The 25,831-nt window shown below is 33.7% G+C and carries 22 protein-coding genes and 1 pseudogene; 20 read left to right on the forward strand and 3 right to left on the reverse strand.

The genetic code is table 11. From position 1 onward, the window contains the following. Window positions 1-4: 4 nt before the first annotated feature. From KA894_RS05185 to KA894_RS05205, 5 genes are all read left to right on the forward strand, one after another. The gene (locus KA894_RS05185) at window positions 5-748 is read left to right on the forward strand and encodes a Stp1/IreP family PP2C-type Ser/Thr phosphatase (protein ID WP_096810170.1); all 744 of its coding nucleotides are present in this window, start codon (window positions 5-7) and stop codon (window positions 746-748) included. After that, on the forward strand, window positions 745-2,799 hold the full coding sequence (gene pknB / locus KA894_RS05190; RefSeq protein ID WP_096810165.1) for a Stk1 family PASTA domain-containing Ser/Thr kinase: 2,055 nt from the start codon (window positions 745-747) through the stop codon (window positions 2,797-2,799). The genes KA894_RS05185 and pknB overlap by 4 nt, the downstream gene beginning before the upstream one ends. 203 nt (window positions 2,800-3,002) lie before the next feature. Next, a complete protein-coding gene (gene rsgA, locus KA894_RS05195; RefSeq protein WP_107644159.1) occupies window positions 3,003-3,878 on the forward strand; it encodes a ribosome small subunit-dependent GTPase A in 876 nt (291 codons plus the stop codon). Beyond that, the gene (rpe, locus tag KA894_RS05200) at window positions 3,879-4,523 is read left to right on the forward strand and encodes a ribulose-phosphate 3-epimerase (RefSeq protein WP_115342215.1); all 645 of its coding nucleotides are present in this window, start codon (window positions 3,879-3,881) and stop codon (window positions 4,521-4,523) included. It abuts the gene before it with no gap. A 5-nt stretch (window positions 4,524-4,528) separates the two neighbouring features. Then, window positions 4,529-5,164, forward strand: coding sequence for a thiamine diphosphokinase (locus KA894_RS05205; protein ID WP_103372970.1), 636 nt, complete (start codon window positions 4,529-4,531; stop codon window positions 5,162-5,164). Window positions 5,165-5,244: 80 nt separating this feature from the next. Here the strand turns inward: KA894_RS05205 and rpmB are convergent, their stop codons facing one another. Then, complete coding sequence (gene rpmB / locus KA894_RS05210) at window positions 5,245-5,433, reverse strand: 50S ribosomal protein L28 (protein WP_002483503.1); 189 nt, start codon at window positions 5,431-5,433, stop codon at window positions 5,245-5,247. 236 nt (window positions 5,434-5,669) lie between these two features. Here rpmB and KA894_RS05215 point away from each other — a divergent pair, with 236 nt between their 5' ends. The 5 genes from KA894_RS05215 (at window position 5,670) to recG (ending at window position 11,676) form a co-directional block, all read left to right on the forward strand. Next, the gene (locus tag KA894_RS05215; protein ID WP_096810143.1) at window positions 5,670-6,041 is read left to right on the forward strand and encodes an Asp23/Gls24 family envelope stress response protein; all 372 of its coding nucleotides are present in this window, start codon (window positions 5,670-5,672) and stop codon (window positions 6,039-6,041) included. A gap of 14 nt (window positions 6,042-6,055) precedes the next feature. Beyond that, window positions 6,056-7,714 (forward strand): fatty acid kinase catalytic subunit FakA, encoded by a 1,659-nt coding sequence (gene fakA / locus KA894_RS05220; protein WP_115342214.1) that lies wholly within the window; start codon window positions 6,056-6,058, stop codon window positions 7,712-7,714. 366 nt (window positions 7,715-8,080) lie between these two features. Further along, window positions 8,081-8,746, forward strand: coding sequence for an L-serine ammonia-lyase, iron-sulfur-dependent subunit beta (sdaAB, locus tag KA894_RS05225; RefSeq protein WP_096810131.1), 666 nt, complete (start codon window positions 8,081-8,083; stop codon window positions 8,744-8,746). Window positions 8,747-8,759: 13 nt separating this feature from the next. Continuing rightward, the gene (sdaAA, locus tag KA894_RS05230; RefSeq protein ID WP_096810130.1) at window positions 8,760-9,629 is read left to right on the forward strand and encodes an L-serine ammonia-lyase, iron-sulfur-dependent, subunit alpha; all 870 of its coding nucleotides are present in this window, start codon (window positions 8,760-8,762) and stop codon (window positions 9,627-9,629) included. Window position 9,630: 1 nt separating this feature from the next. Next, entirely contained in the window at window positions 9,631-11,676 is a 2,046-nt protein-coding gene (recG, locus tag KA894_RS05235; protein ID WP_096810129.1) for an ATP-dependent DNA helicase RecG, read from the forward strand. Window positions 11,677-11,779: 103 nt separating this feature from the next. Here the strand turns inward: recG and KA894_RS05240 are convergent, their stop codons facing one another. Beyond that, entirely contained in the window at window positions 11,780-13,339 is a 1,560-nt protein-coding gene (locus tag KA894_RS05240) for a M4 family metallopeptidase (RefSeq protein WP_119488122.1), read from the reverse strand. 300 nt (window positions 13,340-13,639) lie between these two features. Here KA894_RS05240 and fapR point away from each other — a divergent pair, with 300 nt between their 5' ends. The 10 genes from fapR (at window position 13,640) to ffh (ending at window position 25,384) form a co-directional block, all read left to right on the forward strand. Next, window positions 13,640-14,209, forward strand: coding sequence for a transcription factor FapR (gene fapR / locus KA894_RS05245; RefSeq protein ID WP_096810127.1), 570 nt, complete (start codon window positions 13,640-13,642; stop codon window positions 14,207-14,209). Beyond that, window positions 14,202-15,188, forward strand: a complete 987-nt coding sequence (gene plsX / locus KA894_RS05250) for a phosphate acyltransferase PlsX (RefSeq protein WP_096810126.1) — start codon at window positions 14,202-14,204, stop codon at window positions 15,186-15,188. Before fapR ends, plsX begins: the two co-directional genes overlap by 8 nt. Further along, on the forward strand, window positions 15,181-16,107 hold the full coding sequence (gene fabD, locus KA894_RS05255; protein ID WP_096810125.1) for an ACP S-malonyltransferase: 927 nt from the start codon (window positions 15,181-15,183) through the stop codon (window positions 16,105-16,107). Before plsX ends, fabD begins: the two co-directional genes overlap by 8 nt. Further along, complete coding sequence (gene fabG / locus KA894_RS05260) at window positions 16,100-16,837, forward strand: 3-oxoacyl-[acyl-carrier-protein] reductase (protein ID WP_096810124.1); 738 nt, start codon at window positions 16,100-16,102, stop codon at window positions 16,835-16,837. Before fabD ends, fabG begins: the two co-directional genes overlap by 8 nt. Before the next feature lie 240 nt (window positions 16,838-17,077). Then, window positions 17,078-17,311, forward strand: coding sequence for an acyl carrier protein (locus KA894_RS05265; RefSeq protein ID WP_019467939.1), 234 nt, complete (start codon window positions 17,078-17,080; stop codon window positions 17,309-17,311). A 310-nt stretch (window positions 17,312-17,621) separates the two neighbouring features. After that, window positions 17,622-18,338 carry a ribonuclease III gene (rnc, locus tag KA894_RS05270; RefSeq protein ID WP_369967697.1) on the forward strand — a complete coding sequence of 239 codons (717 nt, stop codon included), beginning with the start codon at window positions 17,622-17,624 and terminating at the stop codon, window positions 18,336-18,338. A gap of 531 nt (window positions 18,339-18,869) precedes the next feature. Further along, entirely contained in the window at window positions 18,870-22,439 is a 3,570-nt protein-coding gene (gene smc / locus KA894_RS05275) for a chromosome segregation protein SMC (RefSeq protein ID WP_103373754.1), read from the forward strand. Further along, window positions 22,436-23,671: a signal recognition particle-docking protein FtsY gene (ftsY, locus tag KA894_RS05280; protein ID WP_096810120.1), complete on the forward strand. Its 1,236-nt coding sequence runs from the start codon at window positions 22,436-22,438 to the stop codon at window positions 23,669-23,671. Before smc ends, ftsY begins: the two co-directional genes overlap by 4 nt. Beyond that, complete coding sequence (locus KA894_RS05285) at window positions 23,658-23,990, forward strand: putative DNA-binding protein (protein WP_119488123.1); 333 nt, start codon at window positions 23,658-23,660, stop codon at window positions 23,988-23,990. The genes ftsY and KA894_RS05285 overlap by 14 nt, the downstream gene beginning before the upstream one ends. A 26-nt stretch (window positions 23,991-24,016) precedes the next feature. Next, window positions 24,017-25,384, forward strand: coding sequence for a signal recognition particle protein (gene ffh, locus KA894_RS05290; protein WP_096810117.1), 1,368 nt, complete (start codon window positions 24,017-24,019; stop codon window positions 25,382-25,384). Between the two features lie 50 nt (window positions 25,385-25,434). On the opposite strand, the pseudogene KA894_RS05295 reads toward ffh, so the two are convergent. Then, window positions 25,435-25,831, reverse strand: a pseudogene (locus tag KA894_RS05295) (transposase); the annotation flags it as partial.

A 25,831-nucleotide genomic window follows, 5' to 3' on the forward strand; every position in this document is an offset into this window, starting at 1 on the left:
TAGTATGCTAAAAGCACAATTTTTTACTAACACAGGTCAATATCGTGATAAGAACGAAGATGCAGGTGGTGTGTTCTATAACCAAACAGAACAACAATTACTTGTACTCTGTGATGGTATGGGTGGACATTTAGCAGGAGAAGTAGCTAGTCAATTTGTGACGAACGAATTGCAACGTCGTTTTGAAGAGGAAAATTTAATTGAACCTAAACAAGCTGAAGACTGGCTAAGAACTACATTAAAAGCTATTAACCGCGAACTGTACGAAATGTCAACGGAAAATGTTGAATATCAAGGTATGGGGACGACTTGTGTGTGTGCACTTGTATTTGATGAATATGTTGTTGTAGCTAATATAGGCGATTCAAGAGGCTATTTAGTAAATAGCAGAGAGATTGAACAAGTTACAAATGATCATTCTTTCGTCAATCATTTAGTTATGTTAGGTCAAATTAGTGCTGAAGAAGCATTTAACCATCCTCAAAGAAATATTATTACAAAAGTGATGGGAACGGATAAAGTTGTTACACCAGATATTTTTGTTAAAAAAACGAATTTTTATGATTTTCTACTTCTGAATTCAGATGGACTGACAGATTTTGTAAGAAACCACATGATACAAGAAGCATTAATGCAAGAAACAGATTTAGAAACACATGGTCAAAATCTTATTGAATTGGCATTGTCTCAAGATACAAATGATAATGTGAGCATTGTTTTAGCAGAAATCGAAGGAGATAAGGTATGATTGGAAAACTAATAAGTGAACGTTATAAAGTGATTAAAAAACTTGGCGGCGGTGGCATGAGTATAGTGTATTTAGCTGATGACACCATTTTGAATCGAAAGGTAGCAATTAAAGCGATTAGAATACCTTCTGGTGAGAAAGAAGAAACGATTAAACGTTTTGAGCGTGAAGTTCATAATTTAACACAACTTTCACATAAAAATATAGTGAACGTTTTTGATGTTACTGAAAATGATGAATATTTCTTCTTAGTCATGGAATGTATAGAAGGCCCCACTTTGTCTGAATATATTCAACAACATCGTCCTTTAGATATCCAAACTGTTATCAATTTTACGGAACAAATTATAGAGGGAATAAAACATGCGCATGATACAAAGATTGTACATCGTGATATAAAACCTCAAAACATATTGATAAATAGTGATCAAACGTTAAAAATATTAGACTTCGGTATTGCAAAAGCTTTGAGTGAAACAACAATGACGCAAACTAACCATGTTTTAGGTACTGTTCAATATCTTTCTCCAGAACAAGCTCGTGGTGACTCTACAGATAATGGCACTGATATCTATTCCATAGGTGTTGTCTTATATGAAATGCTTGTAGGTCATCCCCCATTCTCTGGTGAGACGGCTGTAAGTATTGCCATAAAGCATATTCAAGATCCTATGCCTAACGTTACAGATAAACGACCAGAAGTACCACAATCGTTAAGTAATGTCGTACTTAAAGCTACAGAAAAAAATAAAGCAGAACGTTATCAATCTGTTAAAGAAATGCTAGAAGATTTATCAACGGTGTTATCACAAGAACGCATGAATGAAGCAAGATACTATTCTGTGGATGCGGATACTAAAACTGTGCCTATTAATAAAGCAGAAATTGCCAACCAATCACGCGAAGAAGATAAATCGAAAAATATGCACCAAACAATGCAAATTCCAATTGTTAACCAACAATATTTTCAAACGAATGAAGAGCAATTATATGCAGTACCTCCTAAAAAGAGGTCTAAAAAGAAAAAGTTTTTCTATGGTTTGATCATTGTGTTACTTTTATTTGGGCTTTTTGGATTTATGGCTATGGGCATGTTTGGTAATAAATATTTAGAAACTCCCAATTTGATAGGCAAAACTGAAAAAGAAGCAGAAGGCATTCTAAAAGAAAATAAATTAGATTTAGGTAAAACGTCACGTGAATATAGTGATAAATATCCTGAAAATAAAATTATTAAAACAACGCCAGGTAAAGGTGAACGTTTAGAACAAAACAGCAAAGTTGATATTGTTTTATCTAAAGGCCCTAAAACAGCAGAAATGCCTAATTTATATGGATTACCTAAATCAGAAGCGTTAGATAAATTAAAAGATTTAGGAATCGATGACGCACAAGTCGATCAATCTTATACCAAACAAAATGTGTCAAAAGGTTTAATTGAAACACAAAATATCTCACCAGGCGAAAGAGTGAAAATCAGTAATAGCAATATTAAATTGACAGAATCACTAGGTATAAAACAGATATATGTAGATGACTATGAGGACAAATCATTTAAAACTGCTAAATCTGAATTAGAATCAAAAGGGTTTAAAGTAGTGACTGTAGAAAAACGTTCAGACAAATCGGTCGATAAGGATAGCGTAATTAGCCAATCACCGAAAGATAAAGAAGTTGACGAAGGATCTACTATAGAATTTGTAGTTTCTACAGGCAAGCCTGAATCCAAAGAGAAAAAAGAGGACAAAGATTCAGAGAAAAAGGAAGATGATGACTCATCAGATTCTGATAAGGATGAGAAAAAAGAAACCAAGGAATATACAGAAACATACCAAGTGTCATATACTGGTGATGATGATGAGAGTCAAGAAGTAAAGGTATATGTACGTGATAAAGATGATGAAGGGACGTCAGCTGCGCAAAGTTTCAAAATAAAAGATGACAAGACAGTCACTATTCCTATGACAATCGAAGAAGGTGAAACGGCGGGTTATACGATCCGTGTGGATGGTAAAGTCGTTGCAGATAAAGATATCCCTTACGATTTTTAGTGAATTGAAACATGTGAGCAAAAAGATTTAGCATATTAACCAACAAAAACAGAGCACTATTTCTACTGATACTGTGTAGAAATAGTGCTTTGTTATTTATTTGAAATTTTAATTTTTAACTGAATTAGTCTTAAATCGTATTTAAATTAAAAGGCCTTTGATATAATATAAAAAGTAAAGCTTAAAAAAGAAGGGGTGCCTAAGTGAAAACAGGACGCATCATAAAATCGTTAAGTGGCGTTTACCGCGTAGACGTCAGTGGAGAAATGTACGATACCAAACCACGTGGTTTATTTAGAAAAAATAAAATCTCTCCTATTGTTGGTGATGTAGTAGATTTCGATGTTGAAAATATAACAGAAGGTTATATCCAACATATTCATGAACGAAAGAATGAATTGAAAAGACCACCAGTCAGTAATGTAGACCATCTCATATTAGTGGTGAGTGCGGTAGAGCCTGATTTTTCGACTCAGTTATTAGATAGGTTTTTAGTTATTGCTCATTCTTATCATATGAGACCACGTATTTTAGTAACGAAGCGAGATATCACATCAGCTAAAATAGAAGATAATATTTTAGAATTATTAAAAGTATATGAAGATATGGGATACAAAACACAATTTATTAGCATTGATGAGGATATTAATCAAGTTTTTACACAATGGGGCGACGGTCTTGCTGTATTAAGCGGTCAATCAGGCGTCGGGAAATCAACATTATTAAACAAATACTTCCCAAATTTGAATATCGAAACACAATATATATCTAAAGCTTTAAATAGAGGTAAACACACGACAAGACATGTAGAATTATTTGAACGAAACAATGGCTATATAGCTGATACGCCAGGATTTAGTGCATTAGATTTTAATCATATTCAAAAAGAAGAAGTAAAACATTATTTTATGGAAATCAATACATATGGTGAACAATGTAAATTTAGAGATTGTAATCATATCAATGAACCCAAATGTAATGTGAAGCATGAATTAGAAAATGGTAATATAGCGCAGTTTAGATATGAACATTATTTACAAATTTTCAATGAAATTTCAAATAGAAAGGAAAGATATTAAGTGGCAAAATTATATCCTTCATTATTATCAGCAAATTTTTTACAGCTACAAGAAGAATTAAAAGCTTTAGAAAAAGCGGGCGTGGATGGCGTGCACTTTGACGTGATGGATGGACAATTTGTTCCAAATATTTCAATTGGTTTACCTATATTAGAAGCTGTAAGAAAAGGTACGTGTTTGCCAATAGATGTACATTTAATGATAGAAGAACCAGAAAAATACGTAGAACTTTTTGCAGAACAGGGCGCAGATATGATTTCTGTACATGTTGAAGCGACACCGCATATTCATAGAGTAATTCAACAAATAAAAAATGCAAATGTGCAAGCGGGTGTAGTGATTAATCCAGGTACGCCCGTAGAGTCCATTGCGCCTGTGTTGAAAATGGTAGATTATGTACTCGTAATGACAGTTAACCCTGGTTTTGGAGGACAATCGTTTATTCAAGAAAGCTTAGACAAACTTGATCAACTTTCGAACATCAAAAAAGAACTTGATTTAACATTTGAGGTCGAAGTAGACGGTGGTATTAATGATGAAACCGTTAAATCTGTAATAGAACATGGCGCAACAATGCTGGTTGCAGGTTCCTATTTCTTCAAACAAGATGATTATCAATCAGCGACTCAGATATTGAAAGGTTGAAATCGATGAAAGTCAATTTATTATGTGGTAAACGAAATTTGCCCAAAAATATTTTACAAAAAAAAGAAGACGAAGCTTGGATAGGTATTGACCGAGGTGCATTAAATTTAATCGAATCAGGTATTATACCAACATTTGCAGTTGGCGATTTTGATTCAATCACGAAAGAGGAAAAAGCTTATTTATCAGATAAGCTCACGATTAATCCTTACGCTTCTGAAAAAGACGATACTGATTTAGCGCTAGGTATCGGCCAAGCAATTGATTGTGGTTATAATGAGATTGATATATATGGTGCAACAGGCGGCCGTTTAGATCATTTTATGGGCGCTTTACAAATACTAGAAAAACCAGCCTATACACAACAACAAATTACCATTAAAATAATCGATCACCAAAATGAAATTTCATATTTATCTACAGGTGAGCATCATATTGAACGAGATATTAATTACCCGTATATATCATTTATACCTATAATGTATCCTACAATGATTTCATTAACCAACTTTAAATATGAATTGAAGCATGCGTCCCTACAATTAGGATCAACCTTAACCATATCTAATGAGCTGATTAAGGCACAAGGGATTGTATCAATTACTAAGGGTAGTGTGCTAATGATAAAAAGTAAAGATTAATATGAAAAAAGTCATTTTAAAGAAATAAAAAAAGACCAATCCTCCACATAAGGATTGGTCTTTTTCGTGCATTATATTTATTAAACTCTAGTTACTTTACCAGATTTTAAAGCACGTGCAGAAACCCAAACTTTTTTAGGTTTTCCGTCTACAAGAATTCTAACTTTTTGAAGGTTAGCATTCCATCTTCTTTTCGAAGAATTTAAAGCGTGTGAACGATTGTTTCCAGTTGAAGCTTTACGACCTGTTACGAAACATTGTTTGCCCATGAAAGTACCTCCTTTAATAAATATAAATACACGTATCTACTACATACCTGAATAATGTACCACATATAAAAGGATATGGCAATAAAATGAAAAAATTTTCTTTACAATGCTTATGCTTTTGTTACACTCATTTTATGGTATAATTCTAAACTGTGGATAAATATTGTGTTTTTTAAATTTAAAAACGATAAGTATCAAAGCTAAAATAAGAACCATAAACTAGGAGGCCCAATAAAATGACATTAGAAATCACAAATGATTATGGTAGTATTGATATTTCGAACGAAGTAATAGCTTCAGTGGTTGGTAGTAAAGCAGTAGAATGTTATGGCATTGTTGGTATGGCTTCTAGACAACAAGTGAGAGATGGCATTGCTGAAATATTAGGCTATGAAAATTATGCAAAAGGCATTGTTGTCAGAGAAGAAAATGGCGTGTTAGATGTTGATATGTATATTATTGTCAGTTATGGTACTAAAATATCAGAAGTAGCAAGCAATGTTCAGTCAACAGTGAAATATACATTAGAACAAACATTAAAAGTAAAAATAAATTCAATTAATATATTTATACAAGGTGTGCGAGTGGATAATGGCACGAAAAACTAGGAGGACATAACGTAATGGTTAGCAAAATAAATGGTAAATTATTTGCCGAAATGATAATTCAAGGGGCACAAAATTTATCTAATCATGCAGATTTAGTAGATTCATTAAATGTATATCCAGTACCAGATGGAGATACAGGGACAAATATGAATTTAACAATGACATCTGGTAGAGAAGCAGTAGAAGAGAATTTGTCACAACATATAGGTGAACTAGGCAAAACATTCTCCAAAGGTCTGTTAATGGGAGCGAGAGGCAATTCTGGTGTTATTTTATCGCAGTTATTTAGAGGATTCAGTAAAAATTTAGAAGAGTATAATGAAATTAATACACAACAACTAGCAGACAGTTTTAAGGCTGGCGTTGAAACAGCATATAAAGCAATTATGAAACCAGTAGAAGGTACAATCTTAACAGTGGCTAGAGATGCAGCAGATGCAGGTCTAGAAAAAGCCCCAGAAACAGAAGATTGTATTGAATTAGTGACTTATATTATAGAGCAAGCTAAAATTTCTCTAGAAAATACGCCTAATTTATTACCAGTATTAAAAGAAGTTGGTGTAGTAGATAGTGGTGGTAAAGGGTTAGTAGTAGTATATGAAGGCTTTCTTAAAGCTTTAAAAGGAGAAACAATAAGTGCAGAAACACAAAAATTAGATACAGATACTTTAGTGAACGAAGCGCATGATTTCCATGGCGTTATCAATACGGAAGATATTATTTATGGATATTGTACAGAAATGATGGTCCGTTTTGGTAAAAATAAAAAATTCTTTGATGAAAATACTTTTAGAGAAGATATGAGTCAATACGGTGATTCATTATTAGTGATTAATGATGATGAAATTGTAAAAGTTCACGTACATACTGAAAAACCTGGAGATGTGTTTAATTACGGACAACAATATGGTGAATTAATTAAATTAAAAGTTGAAAATATGCGCGAACAACACCGAGAAGTTGTTAAAAAAGAACAAAAAGGACAAAATGTTGATTCAAATCAAGATATGACAACAGTAGATACTGCAGTTATCGCTATTTCTATGGGTGAAGGTATATCAGAGTTGTTTAAATCGATGGGCGCTACGCATATCATCAGTGGCGGACAGACAATGAATCCATCTACAGAAGACATTGTCAAAGTAATTGAGCAATCTCAGTGTAAACGTGCAATTATCTTGCCAAATAATAAAAATATTATGATGGCAAGTGAACAAGCTGCGACGATAGTTGAAGCAGAAGCAGTTGTGATTCCAACCAAATCGATACCTCAAGGTATTGCTGCACTATTTAACTTTGATGTAGCAGACACGTTGACAAACAATAAAAAGCGAATGATTGAATCATTAGAAATAGTCACGTCAGGCTCTGTTACATATGCTGTAAGAGACACAAAAGTGGACGGCGTTGAGATTAAAAAAGATGCATTTATGGGCTTGGTCGAAGATAAAATTATTACAAGTAATGAGGATCAGATTGAAACAGTTAAAAACTTATTAGCAGAAATGATAACGGATGAAAGTGAAATTATCACTATGATTGTTGGAGAAGATGCGCATGCTGATATCACTTCAAGCGTTGAATCGTGGATTGAAGCGACATATCCTGATATAGAAATAGACCAACATCAAGGTAATCAACCCGTTTACCAATATCTGTTTTCAGTTGAATAGCTTTAAGTGAGTCGATAAAAATAACATTTTAATCCATATACGTAATTAGATAATCATATCTAGTTGCGTATATTTTTCTTTTTGCAATACATTGTTGCCATATTTAACCTATCTTGTTGAAAAAAGTGTATAATAAATCGGTGCATTTCATTTGAAAAATTCGCTAGTAAAGATAAATGATTTTGAAACTTTACTTATATATAATTTTTGTTCAAAATGGTGTGCCATTTTGGGTAATATTAAATTAAAAGCAGCACAACCAGAATTAGTTTATTATGTTAAGTTAACTTGTTATAATAATATAGATGCCATAAAATGTAAGCGCAACACTTTAGAACAATTAAAAATAAGGGCGGGGTATAATTTATGAAATATAAAACAGTTTTCGATATCATTGGACCGACAATGGTTGGTCCATCATCGTCACATACAGCGGGTGCAGTTAGGATTGGATTAGTGGCTAGAGACTTATTCAATGAAACACCAAAACAAGTTGATATATACCTTTATGGTTCATTTATGGAAACATATAAAGGCCACGGTACCGATGTTGCTCTTGTTGGTGGTCTATTAGGTTATGATACAGATGACGATCGAATCCAAAAAAGCATAGAAACTGCTGAGGACATTGGAATGAAAGTTAATTTTATTGAAATGACAGAAGAACGTTCTCATCCTAATACTGCTATGATTAATATGCGAGATGGAGATAAAGAAATTTCTGTAGAAGGCGTATCTATCGGTGGTGGCAAAATAGAAGTTGTCGCGATTAATGGATTTAGTATTGCAATTAGTGGCAATTACCCAGCACTTTTAGTATTCCATAAAGATACATTTGGCACGATTGGTCGCGTAGCTAATATATTAGGTGATTCGAGTATCAATGTGGGGAGTATGCAAGTTTCAAGAAAAGAAAAAGGTGACCAAGCCTTGATGACTTGTGAATTAGACGATGCTATAAATGATGAAATAATAGAAAAAATTAAAAACGTCGATGGTGTAGTGACAGTCTCACTCATGGGCGACGCTTAATGGAGGGATATCAATGTTTAAAAGCGTGAAAGAGCTTATTGAAAAATGTGAGGCAGAAAATAAAAAAATCTATGAAGTGATGCTAGAGCAAGAAATGGAAGTTACAGGATTATCAGAAGATGAAATATATGCACATATGGATAAAAACTTACAAACGATGGAAAATGCTTTAGATGAAGGATTAGAAGGTGTAACATCCACGACTGGTTTAACCGGTGGGGATGCGGTATTAATTAAAGCATACTTAAAAACAGGAAAATCTTTAGCAGGGCCTACATTATTAGATGCTGTTAGTAAGGCAGTGGCAACAAATGAAGTCAATGCTGCAATGGGTAAAATTTGTGCTACACCAACGGCTGGTTCTGCAGGTGTGGTTCCAGGTGTTTTATTTGGATTAAAACCCCGTCTTGAGCCTACACGTAAAGATATGTTGAACTTCTTACTTAGCTCTGGCGCCTTTGGATTTGTAGTTGCAAATAATGCTTCTATTTCAGGCGCAGCTGGAGGTTGTCAGGCGGAAGTGGGTTCGGCAGCTGCCATGGCAGCAGGTGCAACTGTTGAACTAGCAGGTGGCACACCTCAACAATCTTCTGAAGCTTTTGCAATTTGTTTGAAAAATATGCTAGGTTTAGTATGTGATCCAGTAGCAGGTTTAGTAGAAGTACCATGTGTTAAAAGAAATGCTGCTGGCGCGTCTAATGCTATTGTATCAGCAGATATGGCGTTAGCAGGTGTAACTTCTAGAATACCTACGGATGAAGTTATTGAAGCAATGTATAAGATTGGTCAAACAATGCCTTCTGCATTACGTGAAACTGGGCGTGGCGGCTTAGCAGGCACACCAACAGGGCAGCGTTTAAAACAAGAAATATTTGGTGATTAAAATGTCAAAAGTCAATTTAATAGAAAGTCCATTTCCTTTAGCTGAAATAAAAGGTTTAGGTCCAAAACGCTTATCGGTATTAAATGAATTAAATATTTATACAGTAGAGGATTTAATCTTATATTTACCAACGCGTTATGAAGATAATACTGTAGTTGACTTAAATGAGGCAGAAGATCAAGCGATGGTGACAGTTGTTGGGGAAGTTTATTCCACACCTACTGTCGCTTTTTTTGGTAGAAACAAATCTAAGCTAACTGTCCATTTAATGGTTAATAATATTGCTGTAAAATGCGTATTCTTCAATCAACCTTATTTAAAAAAGAAAATTGAGCTACATCAAACGATTACAATTAAAGGGAAATGGAATAGAAACAAACAAGAAATTAATGGGAACCGAATGTTCTTTAACCAACAAGTCATAGAGGGTGCGCAATTTGAACCTGTTTACCGCATTAAAGAAGGTATTAAACAAAAACCGCTTCGCGATATGATTCGTCAAGTGTTAGATCATGTGACTATCCATGAGTGGCTGTCTAAAACATTAAGACAGAAATATAAACTTGAAACGCTTGAAGATACAATTAAAACATTGCATATGGCACCTGACAAGAAATCATTGTTAAGGGCAAGAAGAACATATGCGTTTATAGAATTATTTATGTTCGAATTAAGAATGCAATGGTTAAATCGACTCGAGAAAACATCGGATGAAGCAATTGAAATTGATTATGATATTCATTTAGTTAAAAATTTTATAGAAGATTTACCTTTTGAATTGACTGATGCCCAGAAACAAAGTGTAAATGAAATCTTTAGAGATTTAAAAGCTCCGCTTCGTATGCATCGGCTTTTACAAGGGGATGTAGGTTCAGGCAAAACAGTAGTGGCTGCTATTTGTATGTATGCATTAAAAACAGCTGGTTATCAATCTGCATTGATGGTACCTACTGAAATCCTTGCAGAGCAACATGCTGAAAGTTTAGCTGAAATATTTGGTGATCGAATGAACATTGCCTTATTAACAGGTTCAGTTAAAGGTAAAAAAAGGAAATTATTATTGGAACAACTCGAAAACAATGAAATAGATTGTATCATTGGGACACATGCGTTAATACAAGACGATGTTGTATTTAACAACGTTGGGCTTGTAATTACAGATGAACAACATCGATTTGGCGTTAACCAACGTCAACTATTGAGAGAAAAAGGCGCTATGACTAACGTATTATTTATGACTGCAACGCCTATTCCTAGAACTTTAGCAATTTCTGTATTTGGAGAAATGGATGTTTCATCAATTAAGCAATTACCAAAAGGAAGAAAACCTATTATTACGTCTTGGTCTAAGCATGAGGCGTATGAAAGTGTCTTGCACCAAATGACCGTTGAATTGCACAAAGGTAGACAAGCTTATGTGATATGCCCCTTAATAGAGAGTTCCGAACATTTGGAAGACGTACAAAATGTCGTGGCATTATTTGAATCTATGCAAGCTTATTATGGTTCAAATAAAGTAGGCTTACTTCATGGTAAATTAACTTCTGAAGAAAAAGATCATGTGATGCAACAGTTTAGTAATCATGAGATTGATATTTTAGTTTCTACTACAGTCGTTGAAGTTGGCGTTAATGTACCAAATGCAACATTTATGATGATCTACGATGCAGATCGTTTTGGGTTATCAACGTTGCATCAGTTAAGAGGTCGTGTTGGACGAAGTGAACAACAAAGTTATTGTGTATTAATTGCTTCACCAAAGACTGAAACAGGTATTGAACGCATGAATATAATGACACAAACTACAGATGGTTTTGAGTTAAGTGAGCGTGACTTAGAAATGAGAGGTCCTGGTGATTTCTTTGGTGTTAAACAAAGCGGGTTGCCAGATTTCTTGGTAGCGAATGTAGTAGAAGATTATAAAATGCTAGAAGTAGCTAGAGATGAAGCAGCAGAACTTATTCAGTCAGGTACATTTTTTGAACCTGAATATGAACGACTTAGAACATTTGTCGAGAATAATTTGCTATATACGAGTTTTGATTAAGCGTTCAATGCGCATGTAGTAAGTTCATATATTTCAAACAGCAGTGTAGAAACGCTTTAAAAGCGCTACACTGCTGTTTATTATTTAATGAAAATATATTCATTTATTTAACGCCGACATCATTCCAAGCTTGTTCAATTGCTTTTGATTCGTTACCATTCTTGCCATATAGTTCATTGGCAGCTTGTTTTAATGCTATTTTTGCATCTGTAAATTCAGCATTTGATGATAGATATTGCGTTAATGCTAGGTAGTAAATTTGTTCTGCTTTATCTTTGCCAATAGATTGGATTGTAAGATACGCAGCTTTATTTGGAATGCCACTATTAATATGTACGCCCCCGTTATCATCAGTTCCAGTATAAAATTGATTCATGTGTGCTGGTTGATCATATTTTTCTGGATTTTGTAAGCTTCTTAAAGCATCTCCATCTTGATTCGGTGTATAAACATCTTCGCCCATTAGCCAGTTATCTGGATCGATGAAATAGCCAAATACGTCTGAAAATGATTCATTTAAAGCGCCTGATTGATTTGTGTACTCTAAATTAGCAGTTTCTTCTGTTACGGCATGTGTTAATTCGTGCCCTACGATATCTTTAGCACCTGATAGTGGGTTAAATGTTTTACCATCACCATCGCCATAAATCATATATTGTCCAGTCCATGCAGCGTTATTATAATTTTTATCATAATGTACGACAGAGTTAATATTTGCGCCTTTATTGTCATAGCTTTCTCTATCGTATTTGTCTAAATAATAATCATAAACTTCGTTTGCATAAAAATGTGCGTCGACGCCTGCGCGTTGAATATCTTTGTCAAAATTATTTGAATCATGGGTGATTGGTGAAAACTGATCTGTAGTTTCATTCGCTGTTTTGGTTTCGATATGAGTATCTTTGCTTGTGTCGTTTAATGAATATTGTCCGTTGTCATTGCTTAAGTAAAGTGGAGATTTTTTATCACCATTAACGCCTGTGCCAGAACCTTCTGCTGTTGCATGTTTTATTAGGTTTTGTTTTTTTATAATCTCTCCGGTGCTCGCATCGACTTGTATCTTCCAATGCGCGGCTTTAGGAGATAAATAATTTAATTCGATATTATGTATTAATTTGCCTTTTTCACTATTAATATCTAGTTGATTTTGAGTTACAATTTTATAACCTTTTAGATTTTTAACTTCATTTTTTTGTTTACCAATTGCTTGAAAAGCTAAATTTTCAGCTTTGGATGGTGATATGTTAGCTTTGTTTTTAATGTCAATGTGCTGTCTATGGATATGCCCATTTATAAGTGAGACGTTGCCTTGTTGATTCACATGTACTTTAATGGTGCTATCATTCGCTAATATATTATTGATTTTTGGTTTTAACTCATAATGTGAAGCGCCAGTGGTGTCAACGTTTTTATTGATTACTTTGTATTGTTTAAACGCATTTTTACTGATTGATTCATTTTTAGTTTTCTGGTTTCGATTAATGATAGATGAGGCGTTATTTTGTAAGTAATTTTCTACATCAGTATGGTTAGAAATATGTGTTGAGTCTGATGATTCCAATTGTTCTGGCACCACACTATTTGTTTCTTTTGCAAAACTAAAGGCCGAAGTAGATGTGAATAATGTAGCAGAGAGTAGCGTGCTTGTTATTGCTTTTTTCATTGTTCTTAACCCCTTTATTATAAAATGAATAATCAATTATTTCTAATGAAATTATTTAATATATAAAATACATCTTTTTTAATTAAACATTATATTTTTATTTAATTTAACATAAAAACTTTGTGGTTTGTATGTTATTTTTGAAATTATTAAAATAAAGCTTGAAATGAAAGAACTGAGAATTGAGTAAATAGAATGATAAAAAGTAGTACGTTTTTAGTTGAGCAATTGAAATAGAAAGTGTTATGATATGTTAGGAATGTTTAAGACTTGGTACTAAAAATAGGGAGATAGAATACTATGAAGTTAAAAAAACAGGAACGTCGTGAGGCAATTAAAAAAGAAATAGAAAAAAACCCCTTTATTACGGATCTTGATTTGAGTATTCTTTTTTCGGTCAGTATTCAAACAATTAGATTGGATCGTACATACTTAAATATTCCCGAGTTAAGAAAAAGAATTAAATCTGTTGCTAGAAAAAATCACGAAAGTATTCGATCTATTGATGGAAGTGAAATCATAGGTGATGTGATCAACGTAGAACCAGATCATCAAGCGATCTCTCTTATTAATATTGATGAAGATTCAGTATTTACTAGAAATGAGATTGCTAGAGGGCATGTATTATTTGCTCAAGCTAATTCACTATGTGTGGCACTTATACATAAACCAGTTGTGTTAACTAAAGAAAGTAACGTTACATTTTTAAAACAAGTTAAGTTAAATGATACAGTACGTGCAGAAGCAAAGGCTGTTGAAATAACAGATAAATATTTCATGATAAAAGTATGTTCGTACGTCAAAGATACTTTGGTATTTAAGGGTACTTTTAAAATGTATTATACAAGTGAGGATGAACAAAATGGTTAAAATAGCTATCGACATGATGGGTGGCGATGATGCGCCTGGCATCGTTCTTGAAGCTGTTGAAAAAGCGGTCAAAGATTTTAAAGATTTAGAAATAATATTATTCGGTGACCAAAATAAATGTGACATTAACCACGGACGCGTGGAAGTGCGTCACTGTACAGAAGCGATAACAATGGAAGACGAACCTGTTAGAGCAATCAAAAGAAAAAAAGATAGTTCAATGGTGCGTATGGCAGAAGCGGTGAAATCTGGTGAAGCGGACGGTTGTGTTTCAGCAGGAAACACGGGCGCTTTAATGTCTGCTGGATTATTTATCGTAGGTAGAATAAAAGGTGTTGAAAGACCAGCATTAGTATTAACTTTACCAACTGTTTCAGGTAAAGGTTTCGTATTTATGGATGTAGGCGCAAATGCTGATGCAAAAGCAGAGCATTTATTACAATATGCACAATTAGGTAATATTTATGCACAAAAAATCCGAAATATTGAACAACCTTCTGTTGCATTACTTAATATTGGTACAGAAGCAGCAAAAGGAAATACATTAACTAAAAAAGCATATCACTTAATGGAAGAACAACAAGGTTTTCATTTTTCTGGAAATGTTGAAGCTAAAGCATTAATGGATGATGCTGCAGACGTAGTTGTAACAGATGGTTATACTGGAAACATGATTCTAAAAAATCTAGAAGGTGTAGCAAAATCTATAGGAAAAATGCTTAAATCTACGCTTTTGAGTAGTTTTAAAAACAAATTAGCAGCGCTTGTGTTGCGTAAAGATTTGAATGATTTAACTTCGAAAATGGATTATGCCGAGTATGGCGGTTCAGTATTGTTAGGGTTAAATGGTATTGTCGTGAAAGCGCATGGTAGTTCAAATGCAAAAGCATTTTATTCAGCGATTCGTCAAGCTAAAGTTGCTGGAGAATTAAACATTGTAAATACAATGAGAGAAACGGTGGGGACAGAAAATGGGTAAAACAGCAATTATTTTCCCGGGACAAGGATCACAAAAAGTTGGTATGGCTAACGACTTATTTAACAATGATGAAAAAGCTACGTCTATTCTTAATGAAGCTCAAGCGCAAATGGACTTTGATATTCTAGAAACTATGTTTGAAGATGTTGAAGACAAATTAGGCCAAACTGAAAATACACAACCTGCTTTATTAACTCACAGTATAGCATTATTAAACGCGTTAGAGCACGTTGATGTAGATTATACGATGGGACATAGCTTAGGAGAATATGCAAGCTTAGTAGCAAGTGGTGTATTGAATTTTGAAGATGCGGTGAAAATTGTTCGCAAACGTGGGCAACTCATGGCAGCTGCTTTTCCAGATGGTGTAGGTAGTATGGCAGCTGTGTTGGGTCTCGACTACAATGAGGTGGATGAAATTTGTAAAGAACTTTCGACAGATGATGAAATCATTGAACCAGCGAATATAAATGCGCCTGGACAAATTGTTGTTTCAGGCCATAAAACATTGATCGATAAACTTGCTGCTGAAGGGAAGTCCATGGGTGCTAAACGCGTGATGACTTTAGCAGTATCTGGTCCTTTCCATTCATCAATGATGCAAGTGATTGAAGCAGACTTTGCCAACTATATTGAACAATTTGAATGGCGTGATGCATCATTTCCAGTCGTTCAAAATGTAAACGCTAAAGGTGAAACGAATGCTAAAACAATTAAAGATAATATGATTAAACAATTGTATTCTCCAGTTCAATTTATAGATTCAACAAAATGGTTAATCGACCAAGGCGTTGATCATTTTATCGAAATTGGGCCTGGTAAAGTACTTTCAGGTTTAATTAAAAAGCTAAGTAAAGATGTAAAACTTACTTCAATTCAAACATTAGAAGATGTAAAAGGGTGGAATGAAAATGACTAAAAATGCATTAGTAACTGGAGCATCTAGAGGTATCGGCCGTAGTATAGCAGTTGAATTAGCTGAGGAAGGCTACAATGTTGTTGTTAATTACGCTGGGAATAAAGCAAAAGCAGATGCTGTGGTAGAAGAAATCAAAGCAAAAGGTGTAGAAAGTTTTGCGATTCAAGCTAACGTTGCAAATGGTGATGAAGTAAAAGCAATGATTAAAGAAGTTGTTAGTCAGTTTGGTACAGTGGATGTACTTGTTAATAATGCTGGTATAACAAGAGATAATTTATTAATGCGCATGAAAGAAAGTGAATGGGATGACGTTATTGATACTAATTTAAAAGGCGTATTTAATTGTATCCAAAAAGTAACGCCACAAATGTTAAGACAAAAAAGCGGATCAATTATCAATTTATCCAGCGTAGTTGGTGCAGTAGGAAATCCTGGACAAGCTAATTATGTAGCGACAAAAGCAGGTGTGATTGGCTTAACAAAATCAGCAGCCAAAGAACTTGCTTCAAGAAATATTACAGTGAATGCTGTCGCGCCAGGATTTATCGTATCTGATATGACTGATGCGTTAAGTGAAGATCTTAAAGATCAAATGCTTGAACAAATTCCATTATCAAGATTCGGAGAGGATAAAGATATCGCTAATACTGTGTCATTTTTAGCATCAGATAAAGCGAAATATATCACTGGTCAAACGATACACGTTAACGGTGGCATGTTTATGGAATAATATACCAGACGACGTGAAAATCATTTTTGTATCACTTGAAGTGACTTGAAAATGTATGGCATGCTCTAAGGTATATGATGCATTCAATACTCATTTTTAATTGAAAAGCATCTAAAAAATTGTGGTTCAATAAATTATATTTATAACAACCCCATTTCATTAAATACTACTTGTATTTCGATTGATAACATGGGAAAATATAAAAGTCTATTATAGACTTTTTAAAGGAGGTGAATCGACGTGGAAAACTTCGACAAAGTAAAAGATATCATCGTTGACCGCTTAGGTGTTGACGCTGAAAAAGTAACTCAAGATGCTTCATTTAAAGATGATTTGGGCGCTGACTCACTTGATATTGCTGAATTAGTTATGGAATTAGAAGATGAATTTGGTACTGAAATTCCAGATGAAGAAGCAGAAAAAATCAACACTGTTGGTGATGCAGTTAACTTTATCAATAGTATGGAAAAATAATGAGCAAATATCTGAGTCGTGGATTTTACGGCTCAGATTTTTTATTTTAAAAAGAATTTAGTAAAAATTTGTTGTTTTTGAAACGTTGCCACCTATTTCTGTATGATTTAGAGGTTAGCATAGGAAGTTTAGGCAAAATTGCTTACTAGAAAATATAACACCTGTTGGGCTTTTTATTTATGGATAAAATAGCGCATCATTAACAGTTTTTCCTTTAGTTTTATAATAAATTCACGTAAAATGTAAATGCATAAGTACAATCAAAATTAAGATTGACTGAGGAGGAAATGTATTGGCGAATCATAAAAAAATGGAAATGGTTAAAGCATTCCAAGAAAAATTTTCTAAAAAAATGCAAGAATTAGATTTACCCTTTGATAAGGTGGATTTATACCAACAAGCCTTTTCACATTCGAGCTTCATTAATGATTTTAATATGAATCGATTAGAACATAATGAACGTTTAGAGTTTTTAGGAGACGCGGTATTAGAATTGACGGTTTCACGCTATTTGTTTGATAAATATCCAGAGTTGCCTGAAGGTAATTTAACGAAAATGCGTGCGACAATTGTTTGTGAGCCCTCACTTGTAATATTCGCAAATAAAATTGAATTGCATGACCTAATCTTATTGGGTAAAGGGGAAGAAAAAACAGGAGGCAGAACAAGACCCTCTCTTGTATCAGATGCCTTTGAAGCATTTGTAGGTGCACTATATTTAGACCAAGGATTAACGTCGGTGTGGAAATTTGCAGAGAATGTTATATTCCCATTTGTAGAAGAAGATGAGTTAGATGGCGTCGTCGATTTTAAAACGCAGTTCCAAGAGTTTGTGCATCGACAAAATAAAGGTGATGTAACTTATCGTTTAGTAAATGAGGAAGGACCAGCACATCACCGTTTATTTACTTCTGAAGTTATTTTAGAAAACAAGCCTGTAGCATTAGGCAAAGGCAAAACGAAAAAAGAATCAGAACAACAAGCTGCAGAAAGTGCTTATAAACTTTTGAAAAATAAAGAATTATAATAACAAATAGTAAAGCATTGTGTGAACTATACAACATTAATGCAAACTTTCATAATATATGATAAATAAAATTTAATTAAACATTAGTAAAAATAAACGAATGTATAAGTATTTCTAAAAGACGAACCATAATGAACTTGTTATAAATACTGGAATATAATATTAAATTATAACTGTACAATAGATGTTGAGATTTAAGCGTATTTGTACCAAATTTATTGACACGTTAATTATGCGAGGATGAGTAGATGGGGTTAAGACAGAAATTTAAACTTTTTAAAAAATTCGTTGTCTTCCTGAGGCATTGATGACTAGGAAAAACGCTTAAGCTAAGAGTATTACATAGTTCTAAGTATACACATAAACGATGCTAACTTTAAGATGGATAGCTATAGAAGGCATTCTTTTACAATAGTACTTTAAAGTTTGATATAAAGTGCTTCAAACTAGTCACAATTACTAATTTTATATTTGCATATATAAGCCCCAGTTTCTACCCCGCACCTAAGAAACACTTTAAAGGAGAATAGCATGGTATATTTGAAATCAATTGATGCCTTTGGCTTTAAATCATTTGCTGAACATACCAACGTACAGTTTGATGAAGGCGTCACAGCAATAGTAGGACCTAATGGTAGTGGTAAGAGTAATATTACGGATGCAATCAAGTGGGTGTTAGGCGAACAATCTGCTAAATCACTACGTGGTGCTAAAATGGAAGATATTATTTTTTCCGGTGCTGAACATAGAAAAGCTCAAAATTTTGCTGAAGTAAGATTAAAATTAGACAATAGTTCAGGTAAGTTAAATGTTGATACACAAGAACTGGCTGTGACACGTCGTTTATACCGCAGTGGAGAAAGTGAATATTATTTAAATAACGATCGTGCAAGGCTCAAAGACATTATCGAACTATTTTTAGATTCAGGATTAGGTAAAGAAGCATTTAGTATTATATCTCAAGGTCGGGTTGATGAAATACTCAATGCTAAGCCAATTGATAGAAGACAAATACTAGAAGAATCTGCGGGTGTTTTAAAATATAAAAAAAGAAAAGCTAATTCTGTTCAAAAATTAGATCAAACAGAAGATAACCTTACACGTGTAGAAGATATTTTGTATGATTTAGAAGGTCGCGTCGAACCTTTACGAGAGGAAGCGGCAATTGCAAAAGAATACAAACATTTATCTAATGAAATGGAAAAAAGTGATGTATTAGTAACGGTTTATGATATTGAACAATATAGCCAAAATATTCATGAGCTCGATGAAAATTTAAATCATTTGAAAAGTCAACAAGCTGCAAAAGATGCAGAAAAAGTACAACACACACAAGCACTAAATAAATATAAATCTGAACGACAGCAATTAGATGAAAAAATAGAATCATTGAATTACCAACTCGTTAAGGCAACAGAAGAAGTCGAAAAATTTGCTGGTCAATTAAATGTGTTGGAAGAACGTAAAAAAAATCAATCACAAACCAACGCGCGTTTTGAAGAAGAACAAGAAAGCCTCGAGATTCAAATTACGAATATCCAACAAGAGCAAGTAGATGCGAAAGAACAACTTACGCAGTTAAAAGAGAAACAAAAAGCGTTGAATGAAGAAATACAACAATATGAATCACAACTCTATGTATCTGATGAACAACATGACGAAAAATTAGAAGCAATTAAAGATGAGTATTACCAACTTATATCAGAACAATCAGATGTTAATAATGACATTCGCTTTTTAGAACATACAATTCAAGAAAATGAAAATAAGCAATCTCGACTTGATTCTCGACTATTAGATGCATATAAAGAATTAAAAAACATTCAAAATCAAATTAGCGAAACAGAGAAACAAAGTATGATCGCGCATAAAGATTTTAAAAAAGCGGAAAATCATTTGGCCGAATATGAAAAGAAATTAACACGACTAAAGAATCAACAAAACGAGCATGAAGAAAAGCTACACCAAGCTTATAGGTTTAATGAGAAATTAAAATCACGTATTGATAGTTTAGCAACACAACAAGAAGAATATAGTTATTTCTTTAATGGCGTAAAACATATATTGAAGGCTAAAAACAATAAATTATCTGGTATACGAGGCGCAGTTGCAGAAATAATCAATGTGCCATCCAATTTAACTAAAGCAATCGAAACGGCACTTGGTGCTTCTTTACAACATATTATTGTAGATTCTGAAAAGGATGGCCGACAAGCAATACAATATTTAAAACAGAACGGACTCGGTAGAGCGACATTTTTACCATTAAATGTTATTCAACCACGTCACGTAGCACATGATATTTTAAATATAACGGAAAACGCTACTGGGTTTATCAATATTGCATCAAACGCGATACAAGTTGAAGCGGATTATAAACATATTATCCAAAACCTGCTTGGTAATACAATAATTGTAGATAATTTAAAAAATGCCAATGAATTAGCGAGACAAATTCGTTATCGCACACGCATTGTAACGCTCGAAGGAGATATCGTAAATCCCGGAGGTTCAATGACTGGTGGTGGCGAACGTAAAACAAAGAGCATACTATCTCAAAAAGATGAACTTTCGACTATGCGTGCCCAATTAGAGGATTACCAGCAACAAACTGTTACATTTGAAAAGCAATTTCAAGCTATTAAAGAAGAATCTGAGGCGTTAAGTAATACTTATTTTGATACAAGTCAACATTATAATGCCATAAAACAGCGTGCTCATGAGTATGATTTAGAACTGGATAGATTACGTAAACAAGAAGCACATTTAAAAAATGAACACGAAGAATTTGAATTTGAAAAAAATGATGGCTACCAAAGCGAAACGAGTAAGCAAACATTAAATGAAAAAAAAGAACAGTTAGCAATCATTAAAAAACAATTGCAAAAATTAGAAGGCGACATCCATCTTTATACAAAACTGTCTAAAGAAGGTAAAGAAAGCACAACGCAAATACAACAAAAATTACATCAAAAACAATCTGATTTAGCAGTGATTAAAGAGAGATTAAGCGCTCAAAAACAATCTGAAAAGAGATTAAATAATCAACTGACACAACTCACAGATCAAAAGCAAAAACTAAAAGAACAGATTGAATTATTTAATTCGGATGAAATGACCGGGGAAAAAGCTTTTAAAACAATTCAAAACAACATTGAACAAAGTAAAAGTGATAAGAACCAATTAACGGAAGATTTAGAAACTGTTAAATCACAAAGGCAATCGTTGAATGATACAATCGAAGTGACAGAACAGAAATTACAAGAAGCAAACCAAGATATTTTATCAATCGAAAATCGTTACCAAGACATTAAAGCTGAGCAATCTCGTTTAGATGTATTAATTAACCATGCGATTGATCATCTCAGTGAGCAATACCATCTGACATATGAACGTGCAAGCACATTATACACTTTAGAAGAAGACATTGAATCGTTGCGTAAAAAAGTTAAATTAACTAAAATGTCAATCGAAGAATTAGGTCCTGTAAATTTAAATGCAATTGAGCAGTTTGAAGAAATTAATGAACGTTACACATTCTTGAATGATCAACGTGCAGATTTAAGAGCTGCTAAAGCAACTTTAGAACAGCTAATAGAAGAAATGGATAAAGAGGTAAAAGATAGATTTAAAACTACCTTTCATGCAGTACAAAGCCATTTTTCAGAAGTATTTAAATCATTATTCGGTGGTGGACAGGCGGAATTACGTCTGACAGATGATGATTATTTATCAGCAGGTGTAGATATTATCGTACAACCTCCTGGTAAAAAATTACAAAACTTATCGCTATTAAGTGGCGGTGAGCGTGCTTTAAGTGCGATTGCTTTGCTATTTGCAATTTTAAAGGTAAGGTCTGCGCCATTTGTTATTTTAGATGAGGTTGAAGCTGCGTTAGATGAGGCCAATGTGATACGTTATGCACAATATTTAAAAGAATTGTCGAGTCAAACTCAGTTTATTGTTATAACGCACCGTAAAGGCACGATGGAGTTCTCTGATTGCTTATATGGTGTAACGATGCAGGAATCAGGCGTATCAAAATTAGTAAGTGTCAATTTAAACACTATTGATGAGGTCATGAAGGAGGAACAAGTATGAGCTTTTTCAAACGATTAAAGGATAAATTTACATCTTCTACAGAAAAACATAATCAGGACGAGCTAAACGAAGCGCAACAATCCGAATTAGATGTAGAACAATCTCAAGTATCAGAGGAACCACAAGAAAAAAACAAAAAACCCAAGAAATTAAAAGAAGCAGATTTTGATGACGACGGCTTAATCTCAATTGAAGATTTTGAAGAAATTGAAGCACAACAATTAGGAGCAAAATTTAGAGCTGGTTTAGAAAAATCACGTGAGAATTTCCAAGAACAATTAAATAATTTAATTGCACGATACCGTAAAGTAGATGAAGATTTTTTTGAAGCGTTAGAAGAAATGTTAATTACTGCAGATGTTGGGTTTAATACAGTAATGGAACTTGTTGAAGAGTTACGTACAGAGGCGCAACGTCGTAATATTTCTGAAACAGAAGATTTACGAGAAGTTATTGTGGAAAAAATCGTTGAAATATATCACCAAGATGATGAACATTCAGAGATTATGAACATTGAAAACGAAGGATTAAATGTTATTTTAATGGTAGGCGTTAATGGTGTTGGGAAAACAACAACGATAGGTAAATTAGCGCATCGTTACCAAGCTGAAGGTAAAAAAGTAATGCTTGCAGCTGGTGATACATTCAGAGCAGGAGCAATCGAACAACTCAAAATTTGGGGAGATCGTGTTGGCGTCGAAGTAATGAGCCAAAAAGAAGGTTCCGACCCAGCAGCTGTTATGTATGATGCAATTAATGCAGCTAAAAGTAAAGGTGTGGATATTCTCATTTGTGATACTGCAGGTCGTTTACAAAATAAATCTAATTTAATGAATGAATTAGAAAAAGTCAAACGTGTCATAGGTCGAGCAGTACCTGAGGCACCACATGAAGTTTTACTTTGCTTAGACGCAACCACTGGACAAAATGCATTATCTCAAGCTAAATCATTCAAAGAAGTTACCAATGTAACTGGTATTGTGTTGACTAAATTAGACGGTACTGCAAAAGGTGGTATTGTATTAGCGATACGTAATGAACTTAAAATACCAGTTAAGTATGTTGGTTTAGGTGAAAAATTAGATGATTTACAACCATTTAACCCCGAAAGTTATGTATATGGATTATTTGCTGATATGATCGAACAAAATGTTGATAGTTCAGATAAATCTGAGGATCATTCAGATAATAGTAATGAACAGAATGAAGGGCATACAGATGAGCCAAAATGATTTAATTAAAACAATACGTATGAATTATTTGTTTGATTTTTATCAAGCACTATTAACGGATAAGCAACGTAATTACCTAGAACTATTTTATTTACAAGATTATTCTTTAAGCGAGATTGCTGATACATTTGATGTGAGCCGTCAAGCAGTGTATGATAACATAAGAAGAACTGGTGATTTAGTAGAAGATTATGAAGCTAAATTAGGCCTTTATCAAAACTTTGAAAAACGTCAAAATATATATGAACAAATAAAACAATACGTTAATGATCCAGAAAAAATAAAACAGTATCTTCAATCACTTGAAGATTTAGAATAATAGAACACATAAAGGAGGGTATTGATATGGCATTTGAAGGACTGTCCGATCGTCTTCAAGGGACGATGCAAAAAATCCGAGGCAAAGGAAAAGTGACAGAAGCAGATATTAAATTGATGATGCGAGAAGTCAGACTGGCATTACTTGAAGCCGATGTTAACTTTAAAGTTGTAAAAGATTTTGTCAAAACCGTATCAGAACGAGCTTTAGGTTCAGATGTAATGAAGTCATTAACACCTGGGCAACAAGTTATTAAGATTGTACAAGAAGAATTAACACAACTGATGGGTGGCGAAAATGCTACAATTCAGATGGCTAATAAACCACCAACAGTAGTGATGATGGTTGGTTTACAAGGTGCAGGTAAAACAACGACCGCTGGTAAATTAGCATTATTAATGCGTAAAAAATATAACAAAAAACCTTTATTAGTAGCAGCAGATATTTACCGTCCAGCTGCGATTGATCAGTTACAGACTGTAGGTAAACAAATTGATATTCCTGTCTATAGCGAAGGAGATCAAGTAAAACCGCAACAAATAGTAGAAAATGCAATTAAACATGCTAAAGAAGCACATTTAGACTTTGTGATTATTGATACTGCAGGTCGTTTACATGTGGATGAAGCATTGATGGAAGAATTAAGTGATGTTAAAGAGATTACACAACCAGATGAGATTATGCTTGTTGTGGATGCTATGACTGGTCAAGATGCAGTTAATGTCGCTCAATCTTTTGATGAACAGTTAGAGGTTTCAGGTGTTACGTTGACTAAATTAGATGGCGATACACGTGGTGGTGCTGCATTATCAATTAGAGCGGTAACACAAAAACCAATTAAATTTGTTGGTATGAGTGAAAAATTAGATGGCTTAGAACCCTTCCATCCAGAACGTATGGCATCACGTATATTAGGTATGGGTGATGTGTTAAGCTTAATTGAAAAAGCACAGCAAGATGTGGATGAAGACAAAGCCAAAGATTTAGAAAAGAAAATGCGTACGTCGTCATTTACATTAGAAGATTTCTTAGGACAATTAGATCAAGTGAAAAATCTTGGCCCGTTAGATGATGTTATGAAAATGATTCCTGGTATGAACAAGATGAAAGGTGTTAACAATTTAAATATGGATGAAAAACAAATTGACCATATCAAAGCGATTATTCAATCTATGACACCGAATGAGCGTAACAATCCAGAAACATTGAATGTATCCCGTAAAAAACGTATTGCTAAAGGTTCTGGTCGAACTGTCCAAGAAGTCAATAGACTAATGAAACAATTTAATGAGATGAAGAAAATGATGAAACAATTTTCTGGTGGCGGTAAAGGCAAAAAAGGTAAACGTAAACAAATGGAAAATATGCTTAACGGTATGAACTTGCCATTTTAATGTTTGCTTAAAAGACCAACCAAATGGATTAAACGAATACGTATGGAATATTAATACCTACGCTTAAAAGAAAAATTTGAGGCCGGGACATAAAGTTCTTGGACAAGTGAGAAAAGGCAATTTCTATTGAAATAATATAGAAATTGCCTTTTTCATTATTGTTTTGATTATAGTTAGCTCGTTGAGCTACTACTTTTCTTATATTAAGTGCCATTAATACAAAGCCCAGTTCTCTTTTGACTTTATTTATGCCTCTAACCGACATTCGAGTGAAACCCAAAATAGCCTTCATAAATCCAAAAACAGGTTCTACATCCATTTTTCTTTGATTGTAGATTTCTTTTGTTTCTGGTTCCGAAAGCTTTTGATTGATCTGGGCTTTGAAATATTCCCAGTTATAATTTCTCATTATTTTTTATTCGATTGTGAATTTGATTTCATACAATG

The organism is Staphylococcus sp. GDY8P131P, from assembly GCF_017891975.1.
Taxonomy (GTDB): domain Bacteria; phylum Bacillota; class Bacilli; order Staphylococcales; family Staphylococcaceae; genus Staphylococcus; species Staphylococcus nepalensis.

Excerpts from the sequence above, each read along its gene's own strand:
- rnc (WP_369967697.1), top strand. The coding sequence starts at position 17,622 with ATGGAAATGGTTAAAGCATTCCAAGAAAAATTTTCTAAAAAAATGCAA.
- fabD (WP_096810125.1), top strand. The coding sequence starts at position 15,181 with ATGGGTAAAACAGCAATTATTTTCCCGGGACAAGGATCACAAAAAGTT.
- KA894_RS05185 (WP_096810170.1), top strand. The coding sequence starts at position 5 with ATGCTAAAAGCACAATTTTTTACTAACACAGGTCAATATCGTGATAAG.
- rpmB (WP_002483503.1), bottom strand. The coding sequence starts at position 5,433 with ATGGGCAAACAATGTTTCGTAACAGGTCGTAAAGCTTCAACTGGAAAC.
- pknB (WP_096810165.1), top strand. The coding sequence starts at position 745 with ATGATTGGAAAACTAATAAGTGAACGTTATAAAGTGATTAAAAAACTT.
- sdaAA (WP_096810130.1), top strand. The coding sequence starts at position 8,760 with ATGTTTAAAAGCGTGAAAGAGCTTATTGAAAAATGTGAGGCAGAAAAT.
- fabG (WP_096810124.1), top strand. The coding sequence starts at position 16,100 with ATGACTAAAAATGCATTAGTAACTGGAGCATCTAGAGGTATCGGCCGT.
- fapR (WP_096810127.1), top strand. The coding sequence starts at position 13,640 with ATGAAGTTAAAAAAACAGGAACGTCGTGAGGCAATTAAAAAAGAAATA.
- KA894_RS05215 (WP_096810143.1), top strand. The coding sequence starts at position 5,670 with ATGACATTAGAAATCACAAATGATTATGGTAGTATTGATATTTCGAAC.
- KA894_RS05240 (WP_119488122.1), bottom strand. The coding sequence starts at position 13,339 with ATGAAAAAAGCAATAACAAGCACGCTACTCTCTGCTACATTATTCACA.
- ffh (WP_096810117.1), top strand. The coding sequence starts at position 24,017 with ATGGCATTTGAAGGACTGTCCGATCGTCTTCAAGGGACGATGCAAAAA.
- ftsY (WP_096810120.1), top strand. The coding sequence starts at position 22,436 with ATGAGCTTTTTCAAACGATTAAAGGATAAATTTACATCTTCTACAGAA.
- smc (WP_103373754.1), top strand. The coding sequence starts at position 18,870 with ATGGTATATTTGAAATCAATTGATGCCTTTGGCTTTAAATCATTTGCT.
- KA894_RS05285 (WP_119488123.1), top strand. The coding sequence starts at position 23,658 with ATGAGCCAAAATGATTTAATTAAAACAATACGTATGAATTATTTGTTT.
- recG (WP_096810129.1), top strand. The coding sequence starts at position 9,631 with ATGTCAAAAGTCAATTTAATAGAAAGTCCATTTCCTTTAGCTGAAATA.
- sdaAB (WP_096810131.1), top strand. The coding sequence starts at position 8,081 with ATGAAATATAAAACAGTTTTCGATATCATTGGACCGACAATGGTTGGT.
- fakA (WP_115342214.1), top strand. The coding sequence starts at position 6,056 with ATGGTTAGCAAAATAAATGGTAAATTATTTGCCGAAATGATAATTCAA.
- plsX (WP_096810126.1), top strand. The coding sequence starts at position 14,202 with ATGGTTAAAATAGCTATCGACATGATGGGTGGCGATGATGCGCCTGGC.
- KA894_RS05205 (WP_103372970.1), top strand. The coding sequence starts at position 4,529 with ATGAAAGTCAATTTATTATGTGGTAAACGAAATTTGCCCAAAAATATT.